11 protein-coding genes are annotated in these 12,823 nt (G+C 71.1%); 10 read left to right on the top strand and 1 reads right to left on the bottom strand.

Annotation, left to right across the window (positions count from 1 at the left end):
• Positions 1–46: 46 nt before the first annotated feature.
• Positions 47–778 carry a VIT1/CCC1 transporter family protein gene (locus ABD366_RS00575; protein ID WP_324766887.1) on the bottom strand — a complete coding sequence of 244 codons (732 nt, stop codon included), beginning with the start codon at positions 776–778 and terminating at the stop codon, positions 47–49.
• Positions 779–1,046: 268 nt separating this feature from the next.
• Here ABD366_RS00575 and ABD366_RS00570 point away from each other — a divergent pair, with 268 nt between their 5' ends.
• From ABD366_RS00570 to ABD366_RS00525, 10 genes are all read left to right on the top strand, one after another.
• Positions 1,047–2,084 carry a LacI family DNA-binding transcriptional regulator gene (locus ABD366_RS00570; protein WP_324766888.1) on the top strand — a complete coding sequence of 346 codons (1,038 nt, stop codon included), beginning with the start codon at positions 1,047–1,049 and terminating at the stop codon, positions 2,082–2,084.
• A gap of 19 nt (positions 2,085–2,103) precedes the next feature.
• On the top strand, positions 2,104–3,063 hold the full coding sequence (locus ABD366_RS00565) for a carbohydrate ABC transporter permease (RefSeq protein ID WP_324766890.1): 960 nt from the start codon (positions 2,104–2,106) through the stop codon (positions 3,061–3,063).
• The gene (locus ABD366_RS00560) at positions 3,060–3,920 is read left to right on the top strand and encodes a carbohydrate ABC transporter permease (RefSeq protein WP_324766891.1); all 861 of its coding nucleotides are present in this window, start codon (positions 3,060–3,062) and stop codon (positions 3,918–3,920) included. The genes ABD366_RS00565 and ABD366_RS00560 overlap by 4 nt, the downstream gene beginning before the upstream one ends.
• Positions 3,920–5,230 (top strand): ABC transporter substrate-binding protein, encoded by a 1,311-nt coding sequence (locus tag ABD366_RS00555; RefSeq protein WP_324766893.1) that lies wholly within the window; start codon positions 3,920–3,922, stop codon positions 5,228–5,230. Before ABD366_RS00560 ends, ABD366_RS00555 begins: the two co-directional genes overlap by 1 nt.
• A 36-nt stretch (positions 5,231–5,266) precedes the next feature.
• Positions 5,267–6,361, top strand: a complete 1,095-nt coding sequence (locus tag ABD366_RS00550) for an ADP-ribosylglycohydrolase family protein (protein ID WP_324766894.1) — start codon at positions 5,267–5,269, stop codon at positions 6,359–6,361.
• Between the two features lie 578 nt (positions 6,362–6,939).
• Positions 6,940–8,160, top strand: coding sequence for an ADP-ribosylglycohydrolase family protein (locus ABD366_RS00545; RefSeq protein ID WP_324771941.1), 1,221 nt, complete (start codon positions 6,940–6,942; stop codon positions 8,158–8,160).
• Positions 8,157–9,317 carry an ADP-ribosylglycohydrolase family protein gene (locus tag ABD366_RS00540; RefSeq protein WP_324771942.1) on the top strand — a complete coding sequence of 387 codons (1,161 nt, stop codon included), beginning with the start codon at positions 8,157–8,159 and terminating at the stop codon, positions 9,315–9,317. Before ABD366_RS00545 ends, ABD366_RS00540 begins: the two co-directional genes overlap by 4 nt.
• Before the next feature lie 8 nt (positions 9,318–9,325).
• Complete coding sequence (locus ABD366_RS00535) at positions 9,326–10,696, top strand: ADP-ribosylglycohydrolase family protein (RefSeq protein WP_324771943.1); 1,371 nt, start codon at positions 9,326–9,328, stop codon at positions 10,694–10,696.
• On the top strand, positions 10,693–11,916 hold the full coding sequence (locus ABD366_RS00530; RefSeq protein ID WP_324771944.1) for a CaiB/BaiF CoA transferase family protein: 1,224 nt from the start codon (positions 10,693–10,695) through the stop codon (positions 11,914–11,916). The genes ABD366_RS00535 and ABD366_RS00530 overlap by 4 nt, the downstream gene beginning before the upstream one ends.
• On the top strand, positions 11,913–12,749 hold the full coding sequence (locus ABD366_RS00525) for an HpcH/HpaI aldolase/citrate lyase family protein (RefSeq protein ID WP_324771945.1): 837 nt from the start codon (positions 11,913–11,915) through the stop codon (positions 12,747–12,749). Before ABD366_RS00530 ends, ABD366_RS00525 begins: the two co-directional genes overlap by 4 nt.
• Positions 12,750–12,823 lie beyond the last annotated feature (74 nt).

The raw sequence follows: 12,823 nt of genomic DNA, 5'->3' as shown, positions 1-12,823 counted from the left end.
ATACGAGGCTGTGTATAGCCATCTTCCGGCCGTGACCAGCGAACCGTCAACCTATTGCAGTACCGAAAAGACTGCCCAGGAGATACGTCACACCCGCCGCGGCACCGCCCAGGGCCAGCTGCCGCAACCCGCTGAACCACCACGAGCGCGCCGTCATCCTGGCCACGACGGCCCCGCACGCGAAGAGCCCGATCAGCGCCAGCACGACGGCCGGCCACAGGTCACTCGCTCCCAGCAGATAGGGCAGTACGGGCAGCAGGGCCCCCAGCGCGAACGAGCCGAACGACGACACCGCGGCCACCATCGGCGAGGGCAGATCGCCCGGATCGATGCCCAGCTCCTCGCGGGCGTGGATCTCCAGGGCCTGCTCGGGGTCCTTCGAGAGCTGCCGCGCGACCTCCGTGGCCAGCTCGGGCTCGACGCCGCGGGACACGTACAGCTCGGCGAGCTCCCGCTCCTCGTCGGCCGGGTGCTTGCGCAGTTCGCGGCGCTCGACGTCCAGCTCGGCCTCGACCAGCTCGCGCTGGGAGGCGACGGAGGTGTACTCACCGGCCGCCATGGAGAAGGCACCGGCGGCAAGCCCTGACAGACCGGTGATGATCACGGTCTGCTGCGAGACGGCGCCGCCGGCGACACCGGCCATCAGCGCGAAGTTGGAGACGAGCCCGTCCATCGCACCGAACACCGCCGGGCGCAGCCAGCCGCCGCTGACATCGCGGTGGGTGTGATTGTCCCGGTGCGCGTCGTGCAGCGCCGCCTCGGTCTCGATGATGGCCATGCTCGTGATCCCCACTCCCTCTGGTCTTCCTACGTCCTGAAAGTACGCGCGAGAGCGGGCGCCCGCTAGCAAGGAAGGCCGTACTTACCTGCGGTTTTGCGCCCTGTGCAACGAACGAGGCAGCCGCTGACCTCCCTCTTCCCCGACTCACTCGTGAGATGGATCACCTGACTGCTCCGTTGACGGAGTGGGAACCATGACAGCACCATCTGTAAACGTTTCCAGCTACGGGAAACGTTTACAGGACAGGGACACAAGGGGGCAAAGGATGCCGAGAACAGCGGCCTCACCGCAGCGGGGCCAGCCGACGATCGTCTCCATCGCCGAGCGCGCGGGAGTCTCGATCGCCTCCGTCTCGCGCGTCCTCAACGGCCTCGGCGCCCGCCGCGACACCGTCGAACGGGTCGAGCGCGCCGCCGCCGAGCTCGGCTATGTGCCGAACGCGGTGGCCCGCTCCCTCAAGGACGGCCGCACCCGCCAGCTCACCTTCGCGATGCCCGACATCGGCAACCCGGTGTACGTGGCCATGGTCCGCGCCATCCAGTCGGTGGCGAAGGCGGCCGGCTACCGCCTGCTCCTGCACTCCACGGACGCCGTCGTCGACGACGAACTGGCCGTCCTGCGCAGCCTCGGCGACCGCACCAGCGACGGCCTGATCATCTGCCCCATCCGCATCACCGACGCCCATATCGAGGCGCTGCGCGCCGCGGCCGGCCCGGTCGTGGTCATCGGGTCCCTCCCCGATGAGGTGCCGGTGGACAGCGTGCGCGCCGACTCCGTCGCGGGCGCCTCGCTCGCCGTACACCACCTGTACGAGACCGGCCGCCGCCGCATCGCCTTCGTCAACGGCCCTGCCGACACGGTCCCCGGCCGCAACCGTCACGAGGGTTACCGCGCGGCGCTCGCCGACTGCGGCCTCACCTACGACCCGTCGCTCGTCGTGCACACCGACTTCGGCATCGAGTCGGGCGCCGAAGCGGCCGAGGCGCTCCTGCACCGCTCCCCCGACGCGGTCTTCTGCGCCAACGACCAGCTGGCACTGGGCGCGGCCCGCGCCCTGCACGCCCGCGCCCTGCGCATACCCGAGGACGTGGCGGTCGCGGGCATGGACGACAGCGCGCTCGCCCAGGCCGGCTGGCCCCCGCTGACCAGCGTCGACCTCGGCTCCACCGAGCGCGGCCGACGCGCCGCGGAACTGCTCCTCGAACGCCTCGGCGCCCCCGACTCCCCCACTCCGCACACCACCACCGCCCCTCCCCGCCTCGTCGTCCGCGCCTCCACGGGCCGGGCGGCGCCCGACGCTTGAGAGTCACGAGGTTCGAGCCATGAGTCTCACCGCCTCCCGGGACAGTGCCGTCCCGGGCAGCCGCGGCACACCGCCGCCCCGCACTCCCGGCCAGCGCAAAAGAGCGCTCGGCCTGGACCGGGGCGCCTGGTTCCTGCTGCTCCCCGCGCTGATCCCGATCCTGATACTCAGCGTCGGCCCCCTCCTGTACGGCCTCTCGCTCGCGTTCACCGACTCGCAGGCGGGCCGCACCTCACCCACCCAGTTCGTCGGCCTGGACAACCTCCTGGACCTGCGCCACGACAGCCTCTTCTGGGAGTCGTTCCGCATCGGCCTGATCTGGGCGGTGTGCGTCACGGCACTCCAGTTCGTACTGGCCCTGGGCCTGGCGCTCCTCCTCAACCAGAACCTGCGTTTCCGCTGGCTGGCCCGCACCCTCGCACTGGTCCCCTGGGCGATGCCGGAGGTGGTGGTCGGCATCATGTGGCGCCTCCTCTACCACTCGGACGCGGGCATCCTGAACAAGACGCTCACGCAACTCGGCGTGATCCACGAGAACGTCGACTGGCTCTCGGACCTCTCCTACGCGCTGCCCGCGGTGATCGTCGTAGGCGTATGGGCGGGCATGCCCCAGACCACCGTCGTCCTCCTGGCGGGCCTGCAGAACGTACCGCTCGAGCTGCGCGAGGCGGCCCAGCTGGACGGCGCGGGCCTGTGGCGCCGCTTCACCACGGTCACCTGGCCGGCCCTCAAGCCGGTGGTCCTGGCGGTCACCGCCCTCAACTTCATCTGGAACTTCAATTCCTTCGGCCTGGTCTACGTGCTGACGCAAGGGGGCCCGGGAGGCCAGACGAGACTCCCCATGCTGTTCGCCTACGAAGAGGCATTCAAGTACGGCCAGTTCGGCTACGCGGCCGCGATGGGCCTGGTCATGATCGCGGTGATTGCCATCCTCCTCACCCTGTTCCTGCGCAAGCGGCTCAAGGAGGACGCGGCATGAGTACGACGACGTTCCCCAAGCTCCGAGCACGGCGCGCGGCGGGCCGCACAGGCCAGTACCTGGCCCTCCTCTGCTACCTGGTCTTCCTGGCGTTCCCCCTCCTCTGGCTGCTGTCGACCTCGTTCAAGTCCCCGCAGGAGCTGGGCTCGATCGACCCGACATGGCTCCCCCAGCACCCGAGCCTGGACAACTACAGGGCGGCGTTCGAAGCACAACCGCTCCTGCACTCGGCGCTGAACAGCCTGATCGTCGCGGTGAGCGCCTCACTGATCTCGGTGGCGATCGCGGTCCCGGCGGCGTACGTGATGGTCCGCTACAAGACGCGCGTCAGCCAGGCAGGCACCATCTGGATCCTGGTCAGCCAGATGTTCCCCTTCGTACTCGTCATCATCCCGCTGTTCCTGGTCCTGAAGAACCTGCACATGATCGACAGCATCCCCGGCCTGATCATCGTCTACGTCGTCTGGAACCTGCCCTTCTCGCTCTGGATGCTCCAGGGCTACGTGAAGTCGGTGCCGGCCTCCCTCGAAGAGGCGGCCGCGATGGACGGAGCGGGCCGCCTGCGCACGCTCACGAGCGTGGTCCTCCCCCTCCTCGCCCCCGGCCTCGTCGCGACGCTGATGTTCAGCTTCGTGACGGCCTGGAACGAATTCTTCTTCGCGCTCGTACTCCTCAAGTCCCCGGAGAACCAGACGATGTCGGTCATCCTCACCCGCTTCCTCGGCGCCGAGGGCGTAGCGGACCTGGGCCCGCTGGCGGCGGCCTCGGTCCTCGCCACGATCCCCAGCCTGGTCTTCTTCGCACTGCTCCAGCGCCGCCTGGTGGGCGGCATGCTCAGCGGGGCGGTGAAGGGCTGATGCGCGCACGCAAGCTGACGGCATCGGCGACCGCGGCGCTCACGATCGCGCTCCTGGCCGGCTGCGGCGGAAACGCGGACGAGGCGAACGGCACGGTCACACTCGAATTCCTGAGCCTGGCCTGGCAGAAGGAATCGGTGGACGCCAACAAAGCTCTGGTAAGCCACTGGAACAAAACGCACGCCCACACCAAAATCAAATACGTCCAAGGGAGTTGGGACAACATCCATGACCAGCTCCTCACCTCCTTCGAGGGCGGCGAGGCGCCGGACATCTTCCACGACGACGCCTCGGACCTGACGGACTTCGCGAACGGCGGCTATCTGGCCGACCTGACGAAGTACCTCCCGAAGTCCCTGCGCGAGGACATCCCCGAGGCTTCCTGGGAGACGACCACCTACGAGCACGCGACGTACGGCGTCCCGTTCCTCCAGGAACCCCGCGTACTCATCGCGAACACCAAGCTGCTGAAGCAGTCGGGCGTCCGCATCCCCACGGCGCAACACCCGTGGACGTGGCGGGAGTTCGAGTCAGCGAGCAAAAAACTCACGCACGGCAAAGGCGACAACGGGAAGCCGAATCGCTACGGGGTGGCGTGGTCGATGAAGGAGCCGGTCAGCCAGTCGGTCAACCTCTCCCTGTCCACGGACGGCAAGACGTTCTACAAGGACGAGGACGGCAAGAACGAGATCCGCTACGACGCCAAGGACTCGGCCGTCGCACAGCTGATCAACCGGCAGGTCAACAAGGACCACACCGCGCCCAAGTCGGGCCTCGGCATGTCGGGTTCGGACACGCTGCCCGGCTTCTTCGCGGGCCGCTACGCGATGCTGCCGCTCAATTTCTCCTATCGCCAGCAGGTCCAGCAACAGGCACCGAAGGACTTCGACTGGACGGTGCTGCCCATGCCGTCGGGCGCCGGCGGCATGGCGCAGGGCACGGCCCCGCAGACCCTCTCGGTCTCGCAGGACAGCCAGCACAAACAAGCGGCGGCGGACTTCGTCGCGTACCTCACACAGCCGAAGCACCAGGTCCAACTGGCGCAAGGTGACTGGCTGTTGCCCACGAGCACAGAGGCACTCAAAGCCCCGTCCCTGAACACCGACGCGAACGGATGGAAGACGGGCGCGGACATCGCCACGGCCCTGCGCCCGTCCCCGGTCCTGGGGGTGCGCGGCTACGCGGAGTGGAAGGACAAGATCGCCACGCCCGCCTACCAGGAGTACTACAACGGCGCGTTCGGCATCGACGAACTCCGCAAGCGCCTGGCGGCCGACGGCAACCGCATCCTCGACCGCTACCAACGCTGAACCGAGCACGACCCCAGAAAAGAGCACGAACACACCATGAGCGTCAGCGTCGACCCGGATCCCCCCGCGGACGGCACCGCGAACCCCCGCAGGCTGCGCACGATCCCGCACGCTCCACCGTCCGGCGCGATCTCCTCGCGGGACCGGGCGCGGGGCGCGCTCCTCGGCCTCGCGATCGGCGACGCGCTGGGCGCGCCCGCCGAGAACATGAAACCGTCCCAGATCCGCGAACGCTGGGGCCGCATCGAGGACTTCGTCGCGGACAATCCAGCCGGGACGGACGACACCGAGTACGCGATATTCTCCGGCCTCCTCCTCGCGGAGCACGGGGCGGCCCTCACGATCGCGGATGTCGAGGCGGCCTGGCACACGTGGATCGCGGACCGGGACGAGGGCCCGTTCAAAGGGGCGGGCTTCAGCGAGCGCGGCACGCTGGAGAACCTGCGCAGGGGCCTCGCGGCGCCCATCTCGGCGCAGCACCGGCATGCGTGGAGCGACGGGCTGGCGATGCGGGCGGCACCGTTCGGCGTCTACGCTGCGGGCCGCCCGGCCGAAGCGGCGCGCCTGGTCTCCATCGACGGCACGGTGTCGCACGACGGTGAGGGCATTCACGGCGGGCGGGCGGTAGCGGCCGGGGTGGCGGCGGCCATGGTCAGCCACAACCCGGACGCGGTGGTCCAGGCGGCGCTCTCCGTGGTGCCGGACGACTCCTGGACGGCGCGCTCCCTGCACCGAGCCGTGCAGGCGGCGCGCCGGGCCCGACGCGACCCGGACGCCACGCAGCTGTCCATGGAACGGGCGGTGCGCAAGGCCGTCGTCATCGGCGGTTACCCGTGGACGGATCTGGCGCCCGAGGCGGTCGGTCTGGCGTTCGGGGCGTTCGCGGTGGCCCGCGGGGACTTCCGTGAATCCGTCCTCACGGCGGTGAACATGGGGCGCGATGCGGATACGACGGCGGCGGTGGCCGGGGCGTTGGCGGGGGCGCTGGGCGGGGAGTCCTCGATCCCGGGGTCCTGGTCGGCGGCGATCGGCCCGGTCCGGGGCAGTTGCCTCCCTTCCATGGCGGGCCGCCACATCCTGGACGTGGCAGACCGCCTGACCCCGCCCCCACCCAAGGGAGCAGCAGCATGACCCCGCCCCACGGGGTCCCCCAACGCTGCGGCCACAACGCACCCGGCACTCGGCTCCCACCACCGGCGCCACGGCGGGGTCCAGTTGCCACGACGCACCCGGCACTCGGCTCCCACCACCGGCGCCACGGCGGGGGCCAGTTGCCACGACGCACCCGGCGCTGGGGTGCCGCCTTGCCCACCCTGCCGCCCCAGGCGGCAGATTGCCCAAGGCGGGCGGGGTTGCGGCGTCGGCGGAGTACCCAAGACGGAGCGGGGTGGGAACGGCGCGGAGCCACAGGTCGCCCAAGGCGGGGCGGGGTGGGAGTGGGGTTGCGATGGGTTGTTCATGGTCGGGACGGCGGTCAGACAGGTACGAGACGTACGGGTGGGGACGGGTTGGTGTGCCCCCGCAGGACTCCGCGGGAACCCAGTCCCGGCCCACCCGCCAACGGCGGACAACGGGGGTGGAGACCGAACCGGCCGAGGAGGTACACCAACCCGGCCCCACCCAACCCACCCACACACGCGCCGCCCCCCACCCCCACCACCACCACAACAACAACAACAACAACCAGCACCGAAAGGCCGGCCCACCCCATGACGACCACCCCGACAGACACAGCGTCCCGAATCGAGGGCCTTCTGCTGGGCATCGCCGCGGGAGACGCAGCCGGCTGGCCGTCGGGACGACACCGCGCGGCCCGCCTACCCGACTGGACCCGCCGTCTCACCCGCGAACTCGACACCTTCGCGGAACAGAACGCCACGACGACGCTCCCCGTCCCGATCGCCCTGAACCAACCGCCCGAGCCCCTGCGCCTGGGCCCCTCCGACGACGCCGAATGGGCCGCGTTCACGGCCACCGCCATCCTGGACGCGTACGCCGACGGCCTGGGCGACCTCCCCCCGGACCACCGAGTCCGCTCGGCGCTCTCCCTGGCCTGGAACACCCTCGCCGACGAGATCGCCGCGGCAGCGGCCCGCGCCGACGAGATCGAGTCGGCAGAGATCCCGCTCCGCGCCCGCATCTCCGTCCGCGCGGGCCTGGGCAACCTGGCCGCAGGACTCCGCCCGCCCGCGACGGGCCACGACAACCCGCACTACTTCGACGACGCCGCCTGCGTACGCGCCGCGGTCCTGGCCGTGGTCCACCCCGGTGAGCCCGAACGCGCCGCGGACCTGGCCGAGTTCGACGCCCGCTACACGCAGGACGGCGACGGCGTGCACGGCGCCCGCGCGATGGCGGCGGCCGTGGCGGCGGCTCTGGGCGGCGCGCAGGTGGAGACGTGCGTGGACGCGGCGCTGGCCCAGCTGCCGGAGGGTACGGAGATCCACCGCAACGCGCACCGAGCGGTGGACCTGGGCCGCGCCACGGCGGCCGCCCGCCCGGGCCTGCCGGGCAACGCGTTCGCGCTCGTACCTGTGCTGGAGCACGAGATCGTCGATCACGTGTACAGCTACGGCATCGCGGCGGCGGAGACGGTGCCGGTCGCCCTGGCCGTGGCAACGGCGGCGGCCGGTGCCGTATCCGAGGCGGTCCCGACGACGGCCTGCCTGTCCAGGGTCGCGGACTCGGCGCCGGCTCTGGCCGGTGCGCTGACGGGCGCGCTGGGCGGAGCGGAGGCGCTCCCGCAGACGTGGCGTCAGGCGTGCCGCACGCTGGCGGGCTGTGCGCTGCCGCACTTGGCGGGCACGGACCTCACGGATCTGGCAGCGCGCCTGGCTGAAACACAGGCACACCTCTCCCCCCACTCTTCCCACTCCTCCTCTTCCTCCTCTTCCTCCAACTCACAGCTCCCGGAAGGAACTTCGGCATGAGCAGCACCCTCACTCACCCGTCCCTGGAGGACCGCACCACCGGCGCCCTGGTAGGCGCGGCGGTGGGCGACGCGCTCGGCGGCCCGGTAGAGGGCTGGACGCCGGAGGCGATCGAGGAGCGGCACGGCGGCCGGGTACGCGGCATCGTGGAGCCGTTCTACAAGGACGACTGGAAGACGGCGCGCCCGATCGCCCCGTACCACAAGGGCGACGGCCACGTGACGGACGACACCCTCATGACGCACGCGCTGATCCGCGTGTACGAGAAGGTCCGCGACCACTTGGACGCGTACGCGGTGGCGGACCACTTGGTGCCGGATCTGATCACGACGCCGCGCTGGATCCCGGAGCTGGAGGCGGAGGCGCTGCCGCTCCAGCGCATTTTCCTGGCGGAGAAGTGGATCGTGGCGCGGATCCACTACGGGCACATCGACCCGCGGGAGGCGGGCGTGGGCAACATCGTGAACTGCGGCGCGGCGATGTACATGGCGCCGGTGGGCGCGGTCAACGCGGGCAACCCGTTGAAGGCGTACAACGAGGCGCTGGATGTGGCGGGCGCGCACCAGAGTTCGTACGGCCGGGAGGCGGCCGGGGTCTTCGCGGCGGCGGTGGCGGCGGCGTACAAGCCGGACGCGACGCCCACCACGGTCGTCGAGGAAGCGCTGGCTCTGGCCAAGGACGGGACGAGGTCGGCGATCGAGGCGGTCTGCGAGGTGGCGTCGCGCTACGACGACTTCGAAGAGGCGTTGGCTCCCCTACGACACACGGTCACCCCGTTCGACACGGTGGGCCCGGACTACCGTAAGCCGTCGCTGGGCGCCCGCCGCCCTTCCCGCCTGCATGCGATCGAGGAACTCCCCATCGCGCTGGGCATGTTGCTCATCGGTGGCGGCGATTTCCGGCAGACGGTGCTGGGTTCGGTCAACTACGGCAGGGACTGCGATTCGATCGCGACGATGAGCGGCTCGATCGTGGGCGCGCTGTACGGGGAGGGCGCGGTCCCCAAGGAGTGGAGCACGGAGGTGGCGCGGGCCAGCAGGCTGGACCTGCACGCGCCGGCCCGGGCGCTGACCCAGGTCACGCGCGAGGTACATGCGCGGGATCTGGAGCGCCGCCGCGCTCATGAGTCGGCGTTCGCGACGATCGCGGGACGGTGAGGGGTGCGATGTTGCGGCTGACCTGGGTACAGCCCGAGGACTTGATCGGCCATGAACTGCGTCAGGCGGCGCAGGACGGCCGTGAGGTGTCGGGGACCGAGCGGCGCTGGGTCGCGGCGGGCGGCCATCTGGCTCCGGAGCGGGCCGGGGCGTCATCCGCGCCCGCCGACCCGGCGCTGCGCGATCTGGCGGCAGAGCTGCTGGACGAACTGGCGACGATCCCCTCGCCCCGCGAGGCGGACGAGCCCACGGATCTGGCGGGGATCAAGGCGGCGTGCCCGGCCTGGCCACGCTCGGAAACCGCCGCTCACGGAAGCTCGTACAAGGCCTCGCACGAGGCGTTGCACGCGGCATGGCTGGGCAGGGCGGCGGGCTGCCTGCTGGGCAAGCCGGTCGAGAAGCTGCCTCTGGCGGGGATCCGGGCGATCGCGAAGTCCACGGGCAACTGGCCGCTGCGCTCCTGGTTCACGGGGGTGGGCCTGGCGCCGGAGATCGCCGCCGCGCACCCGTGGAACCGTCGCAGCGCACCGACCTCGCTGGCCGAGAACATCGACGGGATGCCGGAGGACGACGACCTCAACTACCCGTTGCTGAACCTGATGCTGCTCCAGCGCCACGGTGCGGAGTTCACGACCGAGGACGTGGCGAGGCTGTGGCTGGACGAGCTGCCGGCGGGCCGCACGTTCACGGCGGAGCGGGTCGCGTACCGCAATCTGCTGGACGGCATCGAACCGCCGGCCACAGCTGTCCGCCGCAACCCGTTCCGGGAGTGGATCGGCGCGCAGATCCGGGCGGATGTCTTCGGCTGGACGAATCCGGGTGATCCGGCGCGGGCGGCGGAGCAGGCGCACCGGGACGCGGTGCTGACGCACACGGCGAACGGTGTGTACGGGGAGATGTTCACGGCGGCGGTGGCGGCGGCGTCATCGCACGCCACAGACATCCACGAAGCGCTCCGCACGGGCCTCGGTGTGGTCCCCCCGAACTCCCGATACGCGCAGGCGATCCGCCTGGGGATGGATCTGGCCCGCACGCACCGGGATTTCGACACGGTGGTGGACGAGCTGCACCGCGTGTACGCGGCTCCGGCGCATCACTGGGTGCATGTGCTGCCGAACGCGGCGCTCTTGGCCGCGGCGCTGACGCACGCGGACGGCGACTTCGAGGGTTCGATCTGCCGGGCGGTGGCGGGCGGCTGGGACACGGACTCCAACGGCGCGACGGCGGGTTCGATCGCGGGCCTGCTGGCGAGGGAGCCGGGGGCGCTGGGCGAGAGGTGGACGGCGCCGCTGAGGAACCGGCTGGCCACCACGGTGGGGGGATTCAACGGTATCGGCTTCGACGAACTGGCCGGGCTCACGCTGGAGGCAGCCGCATGACTACGACCCCCCGCACAGAACGACCCACCACCCCCGAGGGCCCCCTCAAGGGCCTCCGGGTCCTGGATCTGGCCACTCTCTTCGCGGGCCCGCTCTGCGCCACGATGCTCGGCGACTTCGGTGCCGAGGTCGTCAAGATCGAGCACCCGCGCAGGCCGGACCCGTCCCGGGGCCACGGGCCGTCGAAGGACGGCGTCGGCCTGTGGTGGAAGCACCTGGGCCGCAACAAGCGGAACCTCACCCTGGACCTCTCCTCCCCCGGTGGCCGTGAGGTCCTCCTCAAGCTGGCGGCCGAGTCGGACGTCATCATCGAGAACTTCCGCCCGGGCACGCTGGAGAAGTGGAACCTGGGCTGGGAGGAGCTGAGCGCGGCCAACCCCGGTCTGGTCCTGGCCCGTGTCACCGGCTTCGGCCAGTTCGGCCCGTACGCGCGCCGCCCCGGTTTCGGCACGCTGGCGGAGGCGATGAGCGGCTTCGCGGCGATCACGGGCCAGCCGGACGGCCCGCCGACGCTGCCCCCGTTCGGCCTGGCCGATTCCATCGCCGCGCTGGCCACGTCGTACGCGGTGATGGCGGCGCTGCGCGGCCGGGACGCCACGGGCCGCGGGCAGGTCGTCGACATGGCGATCATCGAGCCGATGCTGGCGATCCTCGGCCCGCAGGCCACGTGGTTCGACCAGCTCGGTTACGTCCAGCCGCGCACCGGCAACCGTTCGACGAACAACGCGCCGCGCAACACGTACCGCACGAGCGACGGCAAGTGGGTCGCGGTGTCGACCTCCGCGCAGTCGATCGCGGAGCGTGTGATGCGGCTGGTCGGCAGGCCGGAGTTCATCGCCGAGGACTGGTTCGCGACGGGTGCGGGCCGGGCCGGGCACGCGGACGAGCTGGACGAGGCGGTCGGCGGCTGGATCGGGGGCCATACCCGCGACGAGGTGGTGACGGCGTTCGAGAGGGCGGAAGCGGCGATCGCCCCGATCTACGACATCCGCGACGTGCTCCGGGACGAGCAGTACCAGGCGCTGAACTCCATCACGGAGCTCCCCGATCCGGAGCTCGGCACGGTGAAGATGCAGAACGTCCTGTTCCGCCTCTCCGAGACGCCGGGTGCCATCCGGTGGGCGGGCCGCCCGCACGGAGCCGACACGGACGAGCTCCTGGGCGGCCTGGGCCTGTCGCAGGCGGAGATCGCGGAACTGCGCGAAGCTGGTGCGGTATGAGCGCCAACGTGTACCTGACCTGGCTGTACGTCCCCGGGGACCGCCCCGACGTCGTCGCGAAGGCCCTCGGTTCGGGCGCCGACGTGGTCCTGGTCGATCTGGAGGACGCGGTCGCCCCCGACCGCAAGGGGTACGCACTCGATGCGACGGCGGAGCTGCTCGCCGACAAGCACAAGGTGCCGGTGCATGTGCGGGTGAACGCGCTGGACGGGCCGCTCGCCGAGCACGAGGTACGTCGTCTCACCCCGCTTCCGGGCCTGGACGCGCTGCGCCTGCCCAAGGTGCACGACGCGGCCGACGTGGCGAGGGTCGCCGACTGGGCGGTCGAGGTCCCGCCGCTGTACGCCTTGTTGGAGTCGGCGCTGGGCGTGGAGCACGCCTATGACATCGCGTCCCACCCTTCCGTACGAGGCATCGCGCTCGGTGAGGCGGACCTCCGGGCCGATCTGGGTGTCGCGGACGCGGCGGGCCTGTCCTGGGTGCGCGGCCGTGCGGTGGTCGCCGCCCGGGCGGCACATCTGCCGCCTCCGCCGCAGTCCGTCCACCCGGACATCCGCGACACGGAGGGCCTGGCCCGTTCGTGCGCGCAGGGCCGCAAGCTGGGCTTCTTCGGCCGCACGGCGATCCATCCGCGTCAGCTCCCGGTGATCGAGGAGGCGTTCCGTCCGACGGAGGCGGAGGTGGCGGCGGCCGAGGAGGTCGTGCGGGCGGCGGCCACGGACGCCGGCGCGCTGGCTCTCCCGGACGGCCGTTTCGTCGACGCGGCGGTGGTGGCGGGGGCGCGCCGCACGCTGGCGCTGGCGGAACGCCGCGCAAGCCGGTCCGGCGTCTGAGGACGAGGCCTCACCGCACTCCGCCTCGGCTCAACGCGAGAGGGCGCCGAACCCCCAGGTCCGGCGCCCTCTTC

Source organism: Streptomyces kunmingensis (assembly GCF_039533535.1).
Classification (GTDB): Bacteria; Actinomycetota; Actinomycetes; order Streptomycetales; family Streptomycetaceae; genus Streptomyces; species Streptomyces kunmingensis.
The sequence above is the reverse complement of the archived record's forward strand: the minus strand, read 5'-3'. Positions and strand labels throughout refer to the sequence as shown.

Excerpts from the sequence above, each read along its gene's own strand:
- ABD366_RS00575 (WP_324766887.1), bottom strand. The coding sequence starts at position 778 with ATGGCCATCATCGAGACCGAGGCGGCGCTGCACGACGCGCACCGGGAC.
- ABD366_RS00570 (WP_324766888.1), top strand. The coding sequence starts at position 1,047 with ATGCCGAGAACAGCGGCCTCACCGCAGCGGGGCCAGCCGACGATCGTC.
- ABD366_RS00565 (WP_324766890.1), top strand. The coding sequence starts at position 2,104 with ATGAGTCTCACCGCCTCCCGGGACAGTGCCGTCCCGGGCAGCCGCGGC.
- ABD366_RS00560 (WP_324766891.1), top strand. The coding sequence starts at position 3,060 with ATGAGTACGACGACGTTCCCCAAGCTCCGAGCACGGCGCGCGGCGGGC.
- ABD366_RS00555 (WP_324766893.1), top strand. The coding sequence starts at position 3,920 with ATGCGCGCACGCAAGCTGACGGCATCGGCGACCGCGGCGCTCACGATC.
- ABD366_RS00550 (WP_324766894.1), top strand. The coding sequence starts at position 5,267 with ATGAGCGTCAGCGTCGACCCGGATCCCCCCGCGGACGGCACCGCGAAC.
- ABD366_RS00545 (WP_324771941.1), top strand. The coding sequence starts at position 6,940 with ATGACGACCACCCCGACAGACACAGCGTCCCGAATCGAGGGCCTTCTG.
- ABD366_RS00540 (WP_324771942.1), top strand. The coding sequence starts at position 8,157 with ATGAGCAGCACCCTCACTCACCCGTCCCTGGAGGACCGCACCACCGGC.
- ABD366_RS00535 (WP_324771943.1), top strand. The coding sequence starts at position 9,326 with ATGTTGCGGCTGACCTGGGTACAGCCCGAGGACTTGATCGGCCATGAA.
- ABD366_RS00530 (WP_324771944.1), top strand. The coding sequence starts at position 10,693 with ATGACTACGACCCCCCGCACAGAACGACCCACCACCCCCGAGGGCCCC.
- ABD366_RS00525 (WP_324771945.1), top strand. The coding sequence starts at position 11,913 with ATGAGCGCCAACGTGTACCTGACCTGGCTGTACGTCCCCGGGGACCGC.